At 64.9% G+C, this 14,776-nt stretch carries 13 protein-coding genes; 7 read left to right on the forward strand and 6 right to left on the reverse strand.

Translation table 11 applies throughout. The features are described 5' to 3' along the window. Positions 1–15 precede the first annotated feature (15 nt). Entirely contained in the window at positions 16–2,115 is a 2,100-nt protein-coding gene (locus tag AC1DT6_RS24340; RefSeq protein ID WP_441629472.1) for a TonB-dependent siderophore receptor, read from the forward strand. A 7-nt stretch (positions 2,116–2,122) separates the two neighbouring features. On the opposite strand, the gene AC1DT6_RS24345 is transcribed toward AC1DT6_RS24340, so the two are convergent. Next, positions 2,123–3,019, reverse strand: coding sequence for a LysR substrate-binding domain-containing protein (locus AC1DT6_RS24345; protein ID WP_477114964.1), 897 nt, complete (start codon positions 3,017–3,019; stop codon positions 2,123–2,125). 120 nt (positions 3,020–3,139) lie between these two features. Between AC1DT6_RS24345 and AC1DT6_RS24350 the strand changes: the two genes are divergently transcribed. Together AC1DT6_RS24350 and AC1DT6_RS24355 are read left to right on the forward strand one after the other, a co-directional pair. Continuing rightward, positions 3,140–3,715: an NAD(P)H-dependent oxidoreductase gene (locus AC1DT6_RS24350; RefSeq protein ID WP_441629474.1), complete on the forward strand. Its 576-nt coding sequence runs from the start codon at positions 3,140–3,142 to the stop codon at positions 3,713–3,715. 151 nt (positions 3,716–3,866) lie between these two features. Then, complete coding sequence (locus tag AC1DT6_RS24355; protein WP_477102734.1) at positions 3,867–4,751, forward strand: EamA family transporter; 885 nt, start codon at positions 3,867–3,869, stop codon at positions 4,749–4,751. 1 nt (position 4,752) lies between these two features. Here AC1DT6_RS24355 and AC1DT6_RS24360 read toward each other — a convergent pair whose 3' ends face one another. Next, positions 4,753–5,364 carry a GNAT family N-acetyltransferase gene (locus AC1DT6_RS24360; protein WP_441629476.1) on the reverse strand — a complete coding sequence of 204 codons (612 nt, stop codon included), beginning with the start codon at positions 5,362–5,364 and terminating at the stop codon, positions 4,753–4,755. Between the two features lie 88 nt (positions 5,365–5,452). On the opposite strand from AC1DT6_RS24360, the gene AC1DT6_RS24365 reads away from it, so the two are divergent. After that, complete coding sequence (locus tag AC1DT6_RS24365; protein WP_441629477.1) at positions 5,453–5,956, forward strand: winged helix-turn-helix transcriptional regulator; 504 nt, start codon at positions 5,453–5,455, stop codon at positions 5,954–5,956. 50 nt (positions 5,957–6,006) lie between these two features. On the opposite strand, the gene AC1DT6_RS24370 is transcribed toward AC1DT6_RS24365, so the two are convergent. The 4 genes from AC1DT6_RS24370 to AC1DT6_RS24385 form a co-directional block, all read right to left on the reverse strand. After that, positions 6,007–6,138, reverse strand: coding sequence for a hypothetical protein (locus AC1DT6_RS24370; RefSeq protein ID WP_441629478.1), 132 nt, complete (start codon positions 6,136–6,138; stop codon positions 6,007–6,009). Between the two features lie 85 nt (positions 6,139–6,223). Next, positions 6,224–7,270, reverse strand: coding sequence for a DUF1254 domain-containing protein (locus AC1DT6_RS24375; protein WP_441629479.1), 1,047 nt, complete (start codon positions 7,268–7,270; stop codon positions 6,224–6,226). A 374-nt stretch (positions 7,271–7,644) separates the two neighbouring features. Beyond that, entirely contained in the window at positions 7,645–8,124 is a 480-nt protein-coding gene (locus AC1DT6_RS24380) for an SRPBCC family protein (protein ID WP_441629480.1), read from the reverse strand. Positions 8,125–8,126: 2 nt separating this feature from the next. Then, entirely contained in the window at positions 8,127–9,233 is a 1,107-nt protein-coding gene (locus AC1DT6_RS24385) for a saccharopine dehydrogenase family protein (RefSeq protein ID WP_477114965.1), read from the reverse strand. 712 nt (positions 9,234–9,945) lie between these two features. Here AC1DT6_RS24385 and AC1DT6_RS24390 point away from each other — a divergent pair. The 3 genes from AC1DT6_RS24390 to nirB all read left to right on the forward strand — a co-directional run bounded on the left by AC1DT6_RS24390 (position 9,946) and on the right by nirB (position 14,734). Continuing rightward, positions 9,946–10,344, forward strand: a complete 399-nt coding sequence (locus AC1DT6_RS24390; RefSeq protein WP_441629482.1) for a VOC family protein — start codon at positions 9,946–9,948, stop codon at positions 10,342–10,344. A 452-nt stretch (positions 10,345–10,796) separates the two neighbouring features. Further along, entirely contained in the window at positions 10,797–12,116 is a 1,320-nt protein-coding gene (locus tag AC1DT6_RS24395; RefSeq protein WP_276287139.1) for an MFS transporter, read from the forward strand. A 68-nt stretch (positions 12,117–12,184) separates the two neighbouring features. Next, complete coding sequence (gene nirB / locus AC1DT6_RS24400) at positions 12,185–14,734, forward strand: nitrite reductase large subunit NirB (RefSeq protein WP_477114966.1); 2,550 nt, start codon at positions 12,185–12,187, stop codon at positions 14,732–14,734. The last annotated feature ends 42 nt before the right edge of the window (positions 14,735–14,776 follow it).

Raw genomic sequence — 14,776 nt, forward strand, 5'->3', positions numbered from 1 at the left:
CACTCCCGCAGTACGATGCTCTCTCGCCAACTGATTGCCCCCGTTACCCTGGGTTGCCTGCTCTCCCCCGCCATGGCGCAGACCGCCACGGACGCCGTGCCCACCTTGCCATCCGTCACCGTCAGCGCCGCCGAAGATCCGCGCACCGATACCGGTTTTGCCACGCGCAGGGCGGCGAGCGTGACGAAGTCCGGCACCTCGGCGGCAGACAGCGCGCAATCGATCACCATCATCACGCGCGACCTGATGGACAGCCAGCAGGCGCAAACCCTGGGCGACGCACTGGGCAATTCCGCCGGCGTGGTCACCAACGTCTACGGCCGGCGCGGCTGGGACGACTTCATCATCCGTGGCCAGCGCGCGTCGGAATCCGTGTTCGTCGATGGCCTGCTGGTCGAGAGCAACAACCGCGTGGCGCAGGAACTGTTTGGCGCCGAGCGCGTGGAAGTGCTGAAAGGCCCTGCCTCGGTGCTGTTCGGCAAGGTGCAGCCGGGCGGCATGGTCAACATCGTCAGCAAGCGCCCCAGGCCCGAACTGTTCGGCGAACTGGGGCTCACGGTCGGCAACTACGGCCTGCGCCAGGTCACGGCGGACGTCGGCACGCCCTTGTCGGAAAACGGCAAGGCCGCGCTGCGCGTAAACGCCCTGGCGATGAACAGCGACGACCCGACCGACTACGTGTACTACCGCAACCGCTATATCGCGCCGTCGCTGTCGCTGGACCTTGGCGCGCGCACCGACCTGACCCTGCTGGCGAGCCATAACGAGCGGCAATACGTGCGCCAGCAAGGCTTGCCCGTGAACGGCACGCTGACCGCCAACCGCAACGGCACCCTGCCCAACAGCCGCTTTATCGGCGAGCCCGGACTGGCCCCGTACGACGGTGAACAGAACCGGCTGGGCTATGCGCTGACCCACCGCTTCGATTCCGGCTGGACGCTGAACCAGAATTTCCGCTGGCAGACGCTGTCGCTGACCGGCACGCTGGTCTCGGCCGGGACCATGGCTGTCAACAGCCAGTTGCTGAACCGCAGCGGCACGCAGCAGGACTTCTCCGGCACCACCATCGGCGTGGATACCAACCTGCAGCGGCGCTTCGACCTGACCGGCACGCAACACGAGATCACGCTGGGCGTGGACTACAACCGCAGCACCGAGAGCCGACTGCAGCGCACCTGCAAGGTCGCGGCGCTGAACGTCTACCGGCCGGTCTATGGCGCGGCCGTCAATTGCCCCAGCGCCTATAGCCTGAGCGCTGAAGACAACGTCAGCGCGCTCGGATTCTACGTGCGCGACCAGATGCGGTTTGCCGGGCGCTGGCTGCTGACGGCCGGCCTGCGCCACGACACGGCCCGCACCGGCAGTACCGACCGCCTGCTCGGCGCACGCACGGAAGACACCGCGCGCGCTGTCACCGGCAACGCTGGCCTGATGTTCGACCTGACCACCTGGGCGCGCCCCTATATCAGCTACGCCACCTCCTTCCTGCCGAACAGCGGCACCGACGTCAACGGCGGCACCTTCAAGCCCGAGACCGGCCGGCAGGCCGAGCTTGGCATCAAGTTCGACCTGCCCAACAAGAGCGGACTGCTGACGCTGGCGGCATTCGACCTGACACGGCGCAACGTACTGAGCTCCGACCCGGTCAACACCGGCTTCAGCATTGCCACGGGCGGGCAGCGCACGCGCGGGCTGGAGGCCGAGCTGACCGCCGATCTCGGCGGCGGCTGGAGCCTGGCCGGCGCCTATGCCTATATCGCCAGCGAGGTGACGGAAGACACGGTCGCGGCCAATGTGGGCCAACCGCTCAACAATGTGCCGCGGCATAGCGTTTCCCTGTGGGGCACCAAGCATTTCCGCGGGGCGCTGGCGGGCTGGTATGCCGGCGCCGGCATGCGCGCCGAGAGCGCCAAGCGCGGCTACAGCTTCAACTACACGGTGCCCGGCTATGCGGTGGCGGACCTTGCCGTGGGCTACGCGGCATCGCACTGGAAGGCCGCGCTCAACGTCAAGAACGTATTCGACAAGGCGTACTACGCCGGCGGTCTCAACAACAATGTGCTGCCGGTGGGCAATCCCCGCACGGTCATGCTCAACATCGGGCTCAACTACTAAGCGAGCGCTACGCCGCCAGCAGGTTTTCGATCAGGACCGCCACATGCCGCACGGCCACATCGTCGTCGCGGCGGATATGCCAGGCCAGGTGGAGGGCAAACCCCTCCACCGCCACAGGCGGCGCGAAGGTTGCCAGCGCTTGTGCGGGACCCGCCGGCAGGCAGCGGCTGGGCAGCATGGCGATCAGGTCGGAATCCGCCAGCAGCGGCGGCACCATCATGAAACTCGGCACCACCATGCCGACGCGCCGCGACAGGCCCAGCGCGGCCAGCGCATCGTCCAGCGGCGTGCGGCTCTCGCCACGGCCGGATACCAGCACGTGCGGAAAGTCCAGCCAGCGAGCCAGGCTGAAGCCGGCGGCGGCCGGATGGCCGGCGCGCATGGCTACCACATAGTGCTCGCGCAATAACGGGCGACACCGGAAATCCGTGCCCGGCGCGGGAAACACCGATACGGCCAGGTCGCTGTCGCCCCGCGCCAGGGATTCAAGCGCGGCGTCCGCGCCCTGCCAGGGCTGGAGCACCAGGTTCAGGCCCGGCGCGCTCGCGGCCAGCTGAYGATGCAACTGCCTCGCCACCAGCACGGCGGGATGGTCCGCCATGCGCACGCGCACGGTCTGCGACAAGCTCGCCAGATCCACCTCCGGCGCGCCGATCACCGCGGCCACCGACGCCAGCGCCTGCTTCAGCGGCGCCCGCAAGGCCTGCGCCCTGGGCGTCAGTTGCATGCCGCCGGGAGCACGCTCCAGCAAACGGTCCTTGAACAGGTGGCGGCAACGCTCCAATGCGCTGGAGGCAGCTGGCTGGGACAGGCCAACGCGCTGGGCGGCCCGCGAGACGTGAGCCTCGTCGAGCAACGCATCCAGCACCGTCAGCAGGTTGAGATCGATCGCGCGTAAATTCATGAAACGGATAATAAAACATACAAACTATCCATTGGAGTAATTTCACTCCGGGCGCCATTCTTGCGGCATGGCCACTGCATCGCCACTGCATCGCCACGGCAGGACCAACCGGAGCCAACCATGCCCAAGACCCTGATTCTCCTGTTCCACCCCCGCTTTGCCCATTCCAAGGCCAATCGCGCCTTATGCGCTGCCGCCGCCACGGTCCCCGGCGTGGAAATCGCCGACCTCTACGCCTGCTACCCGGACGGCGCCATCGACGTGGACGCCGAGGTGCGCCGGCTGCGCAACGCGGACCGCATCGTGTTCCAGTTCCCGGTCCAGTGGTACGCCACGCCCTCGCTGCTCAAGGCCTGGCAGGATGCCGTGCTGACCCGCATGTTCTATCTCGCCTACGACACCGAAGGCCGCGCGCTCGAAGGCAAGCCCCTGCTGGTGGCGGCTACCGCCGGCAATGTGCCGCACGCTTATACGCCTGCCGGCGTGAACCTCTTCCCGCTTGCGGAACTGTTGCGTCCCTTGCAGGCAACCGCGCATCGCTGCGGCCTGCCGTGGACGGAGCCCTTCCTGCTGTTCGAGGCCGGCAAGCTGGGCAGCGATGCGCTGGCGGCCGCGGGCGAACGCTACGCGGCACGATTGGAGCAGTGGGATTTCGGGTGCGGGACGGATGCCCCGTCCCGGTGCAGAGCCGCCTAGCCAGCGGGCCCAAGATCGTTCAAGATGCGGGCTCGCCGCCCGCCGTAGCGTACGGGCGGCCATTCCCCCCAACCCCAACGACGCGGGCCGGCGGCAGGGATCGCCCTCGCCCGCCCGCTCGTTGGCACGCTTGAACGCCTGAGAGTCGCAATTGCCGCTGAACCGCCTGAAACAGAGTGCCACCCTGATCGCCGTGCTGGCGCTGATCGGGTCGATGGCTTCGCTTTGCATCGGCACGTCGTTTGCCAAGAGCCTGTTCACCGCCGTGGGCGCGCAGGGCACCACGGCGCTGCGGGTCAGCTTTTCGGCGTTGATCCTGCTGTGCGTGTGGCGGCCCTGGCGAATGCCGCTGAGCCTGGCCAATGCGCGCGTGATCGCGCTATACGGCGCCGCGCTGGGCGCCACCAACCTGCTGTTCTATATGTCGCTGCGCACCGTCCCGCTCGGGCTGGCGATCGCCATCGAGTTCACCGGGCCGCTGGCGGTCGCGGTATCGTCGTCGCGGCGGGCCATCGACTTCCTCTGGATCGCCTTCGCCGTGGCGGGCCTGCTGCTGCTGTTGCCGCTCGGGCAGAACGTGGCCAACCTGGACCCCGTCGGCATTGGCTACGCGCTGGCAGCGGGCGTGGGCTGGGCGCTGTACATCATCTTCGGGCAGATGGCCGGCAACGCGCACGGCGGGCAGGCCACTTCGCTGGGGCTGACCATGGCATCGCTGGTGGTGCTGCCCTTCGGGCTGGCGCATGCCGGCACCGCCATGTTCAGCCCCTCGCTGCTGCTGGCCGGACTGGCCGTGGGCCTGCTCTCCAGCGCCATCCCCTATTCGCTGGAGATGGTGGCGCTCAAGCGGTTGCCGCGCCGGACTTTCGGCATCCTGCTCAGCATGGAACCGGCCATGGGCGCGCTCGCCGGGCTGGCGTTCCTGCATGAGACCTTGAACGCGCAGCAATGGCTGGCCATTGCCAGCATCATCACAGCTTCGATCGGCTGCACACTGACGGCGGGCTCGCGCAAGCGCGCCACCGCCGAGGCCTAGATCAGGCCACCGCCGCCCGCGGCTCGCCGACAGCCTGCCCGCTTAGCGCCAGGCGCACCTCATAGAGCAGGACGTCCTCCGGATTGCGCCGGGCGGAGAAACCGAACTCGCGCATCAGCGCCAGCATGCGGCGGTTTTCGCTCAGCACGTCGCCGCGCAGCAGGCGCAGYCCGGCGCCAATGGCGGCATCCCGCAGGCGCTGGATCAGCCGGCGGCCGATGCCCTTGCCCTGCCAGTCGTCGGCCACCGCCACGGCGAACTCGCCAACCGCGTCACCCGTCACCACGTAGTTGCCATTGGCGACGATCACCGGCACCCCGTCCGCTTCCGCCGTGACCACCAGCGCCAGGCCGGCTTCATTGTCGAGGAACAGGTCGATCACCTCGTCCGACACGCGTCCGCCGGTCAGGAAGCGGTAGTACCTGCTCTCGCGCGACAAGGCCTGGACAAAGGCCCGCTCCCGCTCCGCATCGCCTGCGCGCACCGCGCGAACCACCACCCGTTCACCGCCGCTCAGCAGCCAGGTTTCCGCGCATTCCGGGCACGCTGCGTGCGGGCCGCTCACGGACGGGCGGGCTTGGCCGGCCAGGCTGAGGTGGTGGATGGGTTGCATGTACGGCTCCTAACTTCATATTTCATAGCCAGGAGTATAGGCAATACCCTGACTATTGCAAATGAAGTTAGCCTGCTATGCTGAATCCATGGATCTCACTGCCCAAGAACTCCGCAACTGCTCGATTGCCGCGACCCTTTCGCTGATTGGAGAGAAGTGGACGATCCTGATCTTGCGCGACGTCTTCCACGGCGTCCGGCGCTTCGACGAATTCCTGGAGCGCCTGCAATGCTCCCCCGCCGTGCTGTCCGCAAGGCTTAAGACGCTGACCGAGGCAGGCATCCTGCGCAAGGTGAGCTATCGGGAACCCGGCGAGCGCGAACGATTTGAATACCGGCCCACGCGCGCTGCGGTGGAGTTGCTGCCGGTGATCATTGGACTGATGCAGTGGGGCGATCGTCACATGGCCGCCAGCGGCAAGGGGCCGGTGGAGTTGCACACCCGCCCGGAGCGGCGTCAGGTGCGTGCCGCGCTGGTGGATGACGCGGACCAGCTGGTGCGGCCCAACGATATCGAGATTTCGCGCGCCAGCCGGCAGGCAGAGTCTGCGGCTGACGTCAAATCCCTGGAAACGCCAGCAGCGCGGGCATAGGCCTTGGCACCGGGCGCGGGGGAAAGCGGCCCGGTCAGCAGCGCCGGCCGTCAATCCTTCAGCCACCAGTCCAACAGCGTTTCGTCCTCGGGATTGTCGAGATTCCTGTAGATGTTCGCGTAGTACCACTGAATCCCGGTCTGCTCGCAAAACCGGTCAAAGACATCGCCGATTCGATTCATTCCGCTTTAGCTGCACGGATCAAGCGGCTGCCCAGGTCGACGAGCCGCTGTCGCCTTCGGTAGAGCCGATAGTCAAGCTGCCAGCTCAGTTGACCGGCCGGGGCTCGGGGAAGGTCCAGGCACCCGAGAGAATCTCCGCGCGAGGCCGGTACAGGCGCACCGTGTAGTTCCAGCCAGCGACAATCGGCACGCAGTTGGGCACCTGCGTGTCGCAGCCGCCGAACTGGATCGGGATCGAACCATCGCTGCCTTTCTTCGCCGTGAGGTTGTTGATCGTATAGGCGCTGGCGGGATTCTTCTGGAAGTAGCCCTCGGCGTTGTAGACGCTCACTGACCAGAACGCATCCACTGGGACATCCTTGACATTGAGCTGATAGACGGTCCCGCCGTCATTCCTGGCGGGGGTGATGTTGAGATAGGTGGCGTCCTTGTCGGGATTGCCGCCCCAGGCTGCCGCTGTGCCGATCAGGCGCCGTACCGGATCGACCTCCTCCTTCGTGCCGAACGCCTTCTTGAAGTCCGGCATCGTCGAAGACAGTACCAGGAGGGCATCGCGGACTTTCTTCTGGCTGACCGGATCCCAGTTGGGCGTTTCGAGCTTGCCAGGCGCTTTCTGGCTGACCTTGATAGCGTCCTGCAGGGCGTGGACTTGCTTGATGTCGTTCGGGCTGCTGGGGTCGACGAGTGTGCGGATCGCGGTGACCACGTAGCGCGTGCCGACGTTCTCGCGAGTCAGGGTATGGGTGCCCGCGCCGTAAAACACGTTCGGCACGTAGTGGTCCTCATTGATGACCTGCATGGACATGAAGCGCTTGCCCGGGTCCGGCAGGGTGATGGTCACAGGGCCGGCGTCAAGGTCAAAGACGCCGGACGAATAGAGGGTGTCGCGATTGAGGCGGATCACCGTCTGATGGTCGATCGACGCAGGCTCCCGGCGATGAAGCAGCTTGCCCACACCGCCCTGCCTGGCAAGTCCCCCGACATACATATCGGTCTCCGCACGGATGAAGTTGTCGACCGTAACGGGAACAGGGGCGCCACCGGGGTGCGTCGCCGCAGGCTGCGATTGCGCGGTGCCAAGCGTGGCGAGGGTGGCGCATATGGCGCAGGCGGAGGTTAGTGTTGCTCTCATGAAAGATTCCATTCGTTTGTTCGCGATCGTACATTTACTTAACGGCAGCGCCACTATCGAACCTGGTCACGCCTCATCAATCGACCCGCTTCAATTGTCGTCCTGAAGCGCTTCCTGGCTGCCGTCTCCGTGCCGCAAGACCTCACAGAAGAAGCCCCATCTTCGGTGGATACCCCATAGGTATGCCGACCAAGTGGACTCGCGCCGCTGTCGGCGGAGCGAACTGGCAATCATCCATGAGCGTACCGGAAGACGAAGTCGCCCGTAGTCAGCGTTTTCGCGGACCGAATTAGATTTTCTTGCAGGCAGCGGAATGCTGGCCCGAACAAAGAAAGTCCAACCTGCGGCCATCTGCACAGTCGAATTTGCTTCGCTCAACATGCTCCGTCATCTGGTTTGCGTTGTCGCCGCAAGTAACTAGCCATTGCCGCAAAACGACGGCGCGTTTCCAGTTCGAATATCCGCGCGGCGACAGGATCCAGAACCCGACCAAGAAATTGAGGCCGTAGCCTGATATTGAATGTGTAAGTGAGCTCCGACATGCCATCCGCAAGATCGCGGTGCCGCATCGACGCAGCCCAAAACGCGAAAGGACCAGTGGGAGCAACGATGACCGCTGCTGCAATGCTGGGCGGAGCATAGCTGACAAATCGCGTTCGCATTCCAAGGAGTCTCTTCCAGCCGCAGCCAAGGTTCGTCGTTACCGCTCCGACGTAGGGATGGGTGCCTCCGCCTTCCACATATGCCACCGACAACAAGGTGTCCCATAACAGCCGCTTCTCGTGATTGTGAAAAGCCTCGAATGCTGCGGCGGCCGATGCCGGCATCGTCAGCACCATGCGACGCTGAGCCATTTTCAGGACTCCTCGATTGTCGTTCGGATTCCCCACCGCTGAAACAGCGGTCCAAATTCCGAGAGGTGAAGAAACCCGGTGCAAGCGAAGGCACCGCGCGCAGTGAGTTTCCCTGCAAGGATTTTTCGCGCGACAAGGATAGCTGCCATGCAGGGTATTTCCGGACCGCTTCTGTCCGGCGCGCACAAATGCCACTCAGACTCGCCCGCGGTGCCATCGAGGCGGGTTCCGGTGACCCTTACCAGCATGCCGCCGTTTTCGCTGCCGAATCGATCAAGGAGGCTGATGGAAACCCGATTGAGCCAGGGCGCACTCCGCTCCAGTGGAATCCGCATCCCGCGCCTGCGCATTGCAGCCGCCAGCCACAACGCCATATGCTGGATTCGCAGCTCAAGCGCGGCGTGAAACTCCACAGTGCGGACACTGGGGTAGCGTAGCGGGAACAGTTCGAGGTCCGGGACATCGCATGCCGCCGCCCAACGGGTTCCCAGTCCGGGAAATCTGAGCACGCGTAGGTCTTGCCAGCCGTGCGCGGCTTGCCAAACGCCTTCCTTCAGGCGACCGATCGGCGAGCCAGCATAGCTGAAGACGGCCTTGAGCGTCGCCGTGCCCCTGGGCGCCTGCTGACCTGGCGCGATTGCCATGCTGATGCTGTCGACGCGGGAGTAGCGCGCGGCAAGCATGTCTGTGACCGCGGAGGACAGGGCAGGCACGCTGCTGGCACCGCTAATCGCACAGACTTCTGCTGCGCGCGCTCTGGTATCAAGGCATTGTGCGAAGTTCGCGACGAAACGCCTGCCGTCGGAGAGGTCCACATAATGCGCGCCGACGGCACAAGCCGATTCGGCAACGCGGTAGTCCTGCCCCTGGAACGGTCCGGCGCAATGTATCACGAGCTCTGGTTGCAGCTTCGCAAGCTTGTCCGGAAAGTCGTCGGCCTGGATGTCGATTTGCGCGGTACGGACAGACGCACAGTTCACTGTGATCGTGCTTGCGGATTGGGTGGCATGCCGTCCGGCAGCAATAATCTCATGACTTTCGTCTTMTGACAGGCTTCTGCAGATTCGCGCGCCAAAGTTGCCTAGCCCACCTAATACAACGACCCGCATGATGTCGCTCCTGGCTCTTACCCGGCGTCAGCCCATTTCGTCCTCCAATGGAGGATGCATCGTTCGGCAATTGATGTCAGGTCCATGCCTGATAGGTTAGTTATGCCAGTAATTTCTGTCAATAGAGAAACAAATGGCAGGAAATGGTCAGTCAACGCCCGGCCATGAGGATGCACTTCATTTGCACCGAATCCAGCTAGCCAACGGCGGATTGTTCGGTTTATCTCACCTTCGCTAGATGAAAGGTTAGCGGCCGGTTGAATCCACAGCCGGTTGCAGCCGTCCGATCCAGCGGCAGTTCACTGAGCGGCGGGTAGCAGTTGCGAATGTTGAATCGACGTAGACGGTATCGTCGGGCTCGGAGAGGCATTTTTTGGTCCACGTAGACTTTCCCGCCCCCTGCACGCCAAAGACCATGACGATTCGTCGCGGGCGGCCTTTGATCGCCGTGGACAAATCTATATACAACCGCTCCCAGGCCGCGGCGTTGCGCTCGGCTGTAAACCCCGGCCAGCATCGGTCTGCAAGTAGTGGTCGGGATTGAGGTGCATGGCACGCCTCCATTCTCGGCATTGAAACTTCCTGATCTGCTCACGGGCACCAGGATAACCGAGGAGGATTCGTGACTGGCGACGCCTCAAAAAACGATTGCCAGCAATTCACGGGGGGGTGGCTAAAATAACCGCCCGAGGACTGACTGGAGCAAACATCAATGCAACTTCTCGATCATGCTTCGATAGGCGTGCCCGACCTGGCCGCAGCGCGTCCGTTCTACGACTCGGTCATGCGAGCGTTGGGGGCAAGGAAGGTCTATGACCGCCCTGATGCGCTTGGCTACGGCGAGCGCTGCACGTCCGGCGATACGGTATCGACGTGCGTTGCGGTCTCTCTGGACCCGGGCAGGATCGAAGCAAACAAGCGGCACTGGTGCTTCAAGGCCGCGTCCCGCCGACAAGTGGACGAATTCTTCGCGGCAGGCATCGCCGCCGGGGCACGTTCGGATGGCGATCCGGGCCTCCGGCCTGACTACCATAGCGAATACTACGCAGCATTTCTCTTCGATCCGGCGGGCAATCGCGTGGAGGCGGTGTGTCATTCGGCCTCGGATTGACAGCGGTGCCTGCAAAAGCGGGGAGTGAGGGCCAAACATCACATGATGTAAAACACCGTCGGGCGACTGGAACATCATTTGGCGCACCGCGCAGGGGCCGCATCGCCCTGCTCCAGCGCTGAAATGAGCCTGGACGGCCTCAAGCCGCCCATCCCCTGCACCATCCCCACGCACCGCCCCGCCCATTGCACTGCACCATGACCGTGCCGCCCCGCCCCACCTCGGCGCATCCGGTACCCGCCTGACGCGCCCTCGCAGCGCAAAACCCCCTGCATCCATCACAAACCGCCCTGGCACACCGCTTGCGTAACAAGACCCGAGCGGACCAACGGCGGCCCGCTCACCCCACACAGGGTAGCAGCGGTCTTCACCGCTGCCACCAGGACAACGGCGTCCCCTGACCCGGTCTTATGACCGGCTCGCGGGACGCCATTTGTTTTTATGGAGCCATGATGACCGGCAAAGCCACCCGCATCGAACTGCTAAGCCTGCGCACCCCGCAGATGCGTGCCTTCCACCTGACGTGGATGGCGTTCTTCGTATGCTTCTTCGCGTGGTTCGCTTGCGCGCCGCTGATGCCCGTCCTCAAGGGCGAGTTCGGCCTGACCCCCGACCAGATTGCCAATATCAATATCGCCGCAGTCGCGGTGACCATCCTCGTGCGCCTGGCCATCGGCCCGCTGTGCGACCGCTTCGGCCCCCGCCGCGCCTATACCGGCCTGCTCGCGCTGGGCGCGATTCCCGTGCTGGGCGTGGCGATGGCGCAGAGCTACGAGGCCTTCCTGTTCTTCCGCCTGCTGATCGGCGCGGTGGGTGCCAGCTTCGTCATCACGCAGTACCACACCTCCGTCATGTTCGCCCCCAACGTGGTGGGCACCGCAAACGCGGCTGCGGCTGGCTGGGGCAATGCCGGCGGCGGCGCCGCGCAGGCGCTGATGCCGCTGCTGCTGGGCGGCGTCCTGATGCTGGGCGTGAGCCACACCATGGGCTGGCGCCTGGCGTTGCTGGTGCCGGGCGTGCTGATGCTGATCATGGCGGTGGTCTACTGGCGCTTCACGCAAGACTGCCCGCAAGGCGACTTCAAGGACCTGCGCGCTCGCGGCATCGCCATCGACAGCGGCAAGAAAGGCGGCTGGGCCAGCTTTGTCGCCGCTGCCGCCAACTACCGTGTGTGGATGCTGTTCATCACCTACGGCGCCTGCTTCGGCGTGGAGATCTTCATCCACAACGTGGCCGCCACCTATTACGTGGATCGCTTCGGCCTGTCGCTCAGCAGCGCCGGCCTGGCCGCCGCCAGCTTCGGCCTGCTCGCCCTGTTCGCCCGCGCCCTTGGCGGCTGGCTGTCGGACAAGGCAGCGCTGCGCCGCGGCCTGGACGCACGCTCCACGCTGCTGTTCGCGCTGATCCTGGGCGAAGGCCTGGGCCTGCTGTGGTTCGCCCAGGCGCATAGCGTCGCGGCGGCCATCGTTGCCATGCTGGCCTTCGGCCTGTTCACCCACATGGCCTGCGGCGCCACCTACGCGCTGGTGCCCTTTATCGATCGCAAGGCGCTCGGCGGCGTGGCCGGGATCATCGGTGCCGGCGGCAATGTGGGCGCGGTGGCGGCCGGCTTCCTGATGAAAGGCCTGGGCAACCTGCAGCAAACGCTGACCGTGCTGGGCGCGGTGGCCATCGTCTCGGCCCTGTGCGCCATCGCCGTGCGTTTCTCGGCCGAGCACAAGGCCAGCGAGCAGGCGCTGTTCGACAACGCCCTCGCCGGCTCCGGCTCCTGAGCCGTACCGACGCAACGATTCTCCTAAAAAGTACAAGCACAGCGGCCTCACAGAACAAGGAAATCATCATGAAACTGATCATCATCGGCCACGGCATGGTCGGCCACAAATTCCTGGAATGCCTGGCCGAGGCAGGCTCGCAAGATATCGAAGTCACCGTGCTGTGCGAGGAAGCGCGCCCGGCCTATGACCGCGTGCATCTATCCGAATTCTTCGCCGGCAAGTCCGCCGAGGAACTCTCGCTGGTGGAAGCCGGCTTCTTCGAGCGCAGCAACATGCTGCTGCGCCTGAACGCCCGCGCCACCGGCATTGACCGCGCCGCCAGGACGGTGACGGTTTCCACCGGCGAGACGCTGTCCTACGACAAGCTGATCATCGCCACCGGCTCCTACCCCTTCGTGCCGCCGCTGCCGGGCAAGGACCGCAAGGATTGCTTCGTCTACCGCACCATCGAAGACCTGGAAGCCATGCAGGAGTGCGGTGCGCGCTCGAAGACCGGGGTGGTCATCGGCGGCGGCCTGCTGGGCCTGGAATGCGCCAAGGCGCTGCGCGACATGGGCCTGCAAACCCATGTGGTGGAATTCGCCCCGCGCCTGATGGCGGTACAGGTGGACGACGGCGGCGGCGCCATGCTGCGCCGGAAGATCGAAGAACTCGGCGTCACCGCGCACACCCGCAAGAACACCGTGGAAATCGTCGACGGCGAAGACGGCACCCACCGCATGAACTTTGCCGATGGCAGCCACCTCGACACCGACATGATCGTGTTCTCCGCCGGCATCCGCCCGCGCGACGAACTGGCCCGCGCCAGCGGTCTGGCCATTGGCGAGCGCGGCGGCATCACGGTGGACAACCAGTGCCTGACCTCGGACCCCGACGTTTACGCCATCGGCGAATGCGCGCTGTGGGACGGCAAGATCTACGGTCTGGTCGCCCCCGGCTATGAAATGGCCCGCGTGGCCGCCAAGCACCTGCTGGGCCACCAGGCCGAGTTCTCCGGCGCCGACATGAGCACCAAGCTCAAGCTGATGGGCGTGGACGTGGCCAGCCTGGGCGATCCGCACGGCAACGCACCCGGCAGCCGTTCCTACCAGTTCACCGACGAGCGCAAGCAGGTCTACAAGAAGCTGGTGGTTTCCGAATGCGGCAAGTACCTGCTGGGCGGCGTGCTGGTGGGCGATGCCGAGGAATACGGCACCCTGCTGCAGATGATGCTTAACAAGATCGAGTTGCCCGAGTCGCCGGAATTCCTGATCCTGCCGTCCTCCGATGGTCAGGCCAAGCCAGGTCTGGGCGCCGACGCGTTGCCGGAGTCCGCGCAGATCTGCTCGTGCAACAACGTTTCCAAGGGTAAKATCTGCGCCGCCGTGAGCGATGGCGCCACCACCATCGGCGAGCTGAAGCGCTGCACCAAGGCCGGCAGCACCTGCGGCGGCTGCGTACCGCTGGTCACGCAGGTGATGAAGGCCGAGATGAAGAAGCAAGGCCTGGCGGTCAACAACCACCTGTGCGAACACTTCGCCTACTCGCGCCAGGAGCTTTACCACCTGGTCCGCGTGGGCGGCTTCAAGACCTTCGGCGATCTGCTGGCGGCGCATGGCAAGGGCCTGGGCTGCGACGTCTGCAAGCCGACCGTGGCGAGCATCCTCGCCTCCTGCTGGAACGAGTTCGTGCTCAAGGAAGAGCACGCCAGCCTGCAGGACTCGAACGATTACTTCCTGGGCAATATCCAGAAGGACGGCACCTACTCCGTGGTGCCGCGCATGCCGGGCGGCGAAGTCACGCCCGACGGCCTGATCGCGGTGGGCCAGGTAGCCAAGAAGTACGGCCTCTACACCAAGATCACGGGCGGCGCCCGGGTCGACATGTTCGGCGCCCGCGTGGAAGAGCTGCCGATGATCTGGGAAGAACTGATCGCCGCCGGCTTCGAGTCCGGCCATGCCTACGGCAAGTCCCTGCGCACCGTGAAATCGTGCGTGGGCTCCACCTGGTGCCGTTACGGCGTGGACGACTCGGTCGGCCTGGCCGTCGAGATCGAAAACCGCTACAAGGGCCTGCGCGCGCCGCACAAGATCAAGTTTGGTGTTTCCGGCTGCACCCGCGAGTGCGCCGAAGCCCAGGGCAAGGACGTGGGCATCATCGCCACGGAACGCGGCTGGAACCTGTACGTGTGCGGCAACGGCGGCATGAAGCCCCGCCACGCCGAACTGCTGGCCAGCGACCTGGACCGCGAAACCCTGCTGCGCTACGTGGACCGCTTCCTGATGTTCTACGTGCGTACCGCCGACCGCCTGCAACGCACCAGCGTGTGGCGCGACAACCTCGAAGGCGGCCTGGACTACCTCAAGGCCGTGGTGCTGGAAGACAGCCTGGGCATCGGCGCCGAACTGGAAGCGCAGATGCAGCATGTGGTGGACACCTACGAAGACGAATGGAAGGCCGCCGTGACCAACCCGGAAACCCGCAAGCGATTCCGCCACTTCGTCAACAGCGACATGCGCGACGACAACCTGGTCTTTATGGAAGAGCGCGGCCAGATCCGCCCGGCCACGCCGGAGGAACGGAACTTGCATAAATCCCGGCTTGAGCAGATCCCCGTGATCGTCAAGGCAGCCTGAACCGTCCCGACCCAACATCTCGCGCCAACGCCCAAGGAAGAC

The sequence above is a fragment of the Cupriavidus sp. 01L45 genome, from assembly GCF_056399885.1.

Coding starts and splice junctions, on each gene's coding strand:
- AC1DT6_RS24365 (WP_441629477.1), top strand. CDS start 5,453: ATGGATCTCACTGCCCAAGAACTCCGCAACTGCTCGATTGCCGCGACC.
- AC1DT6_RS24395 (WP_276287139.1), top strand. CDS start 10,797: ATGACCGGCAAAGCCACCCGCATCGAACTGCTAAGCCTGCGCACCCCG.
- AC1DT6_RS24375 (WP_441629479.1), bottom strand. CDS start 7,270: ATGAGAGCAACACTAACCTCCGCCTGCGCCATATGCGCCACCCTCGCC.
- AC1DT6_RS24350 (WP_441629474.1), top strand. CDS start 3,140: ATGCCCAAGACCCTGATTCTCCTGTTCCACCCCCGCTTTGCCCATTCC.
- AC1DT6_RS24340 (WP_441629472.1), top strand. CDS start 16: ATGCTCTCTCGCCAACTGATTGCCCCCGTTACCCTGGGTTGCCTGCTC.
- AC1DT6_RS24390 (WP_441629482.1), top strand. CDS start 9,946: ATGCAACTTCTCGATCATGCTTCGATAGGCGTGCCCGACCTGGCCGCA.
- AC1DT6_RS24370 (WP_441629478.1), bottom strand. CDS start 6,138: ATGAATCGAATCGGCGATGTCTTTGACCGGTTTTGCGAGCAGACCGGG.
- AC1DT6_RS24380 (WP_441629480.1), bottom strand. CDS start 8,124: ATGGCTCAGCGTCGCATGGTGCTGACGATGCCGGCATCGGCCGCCGCA.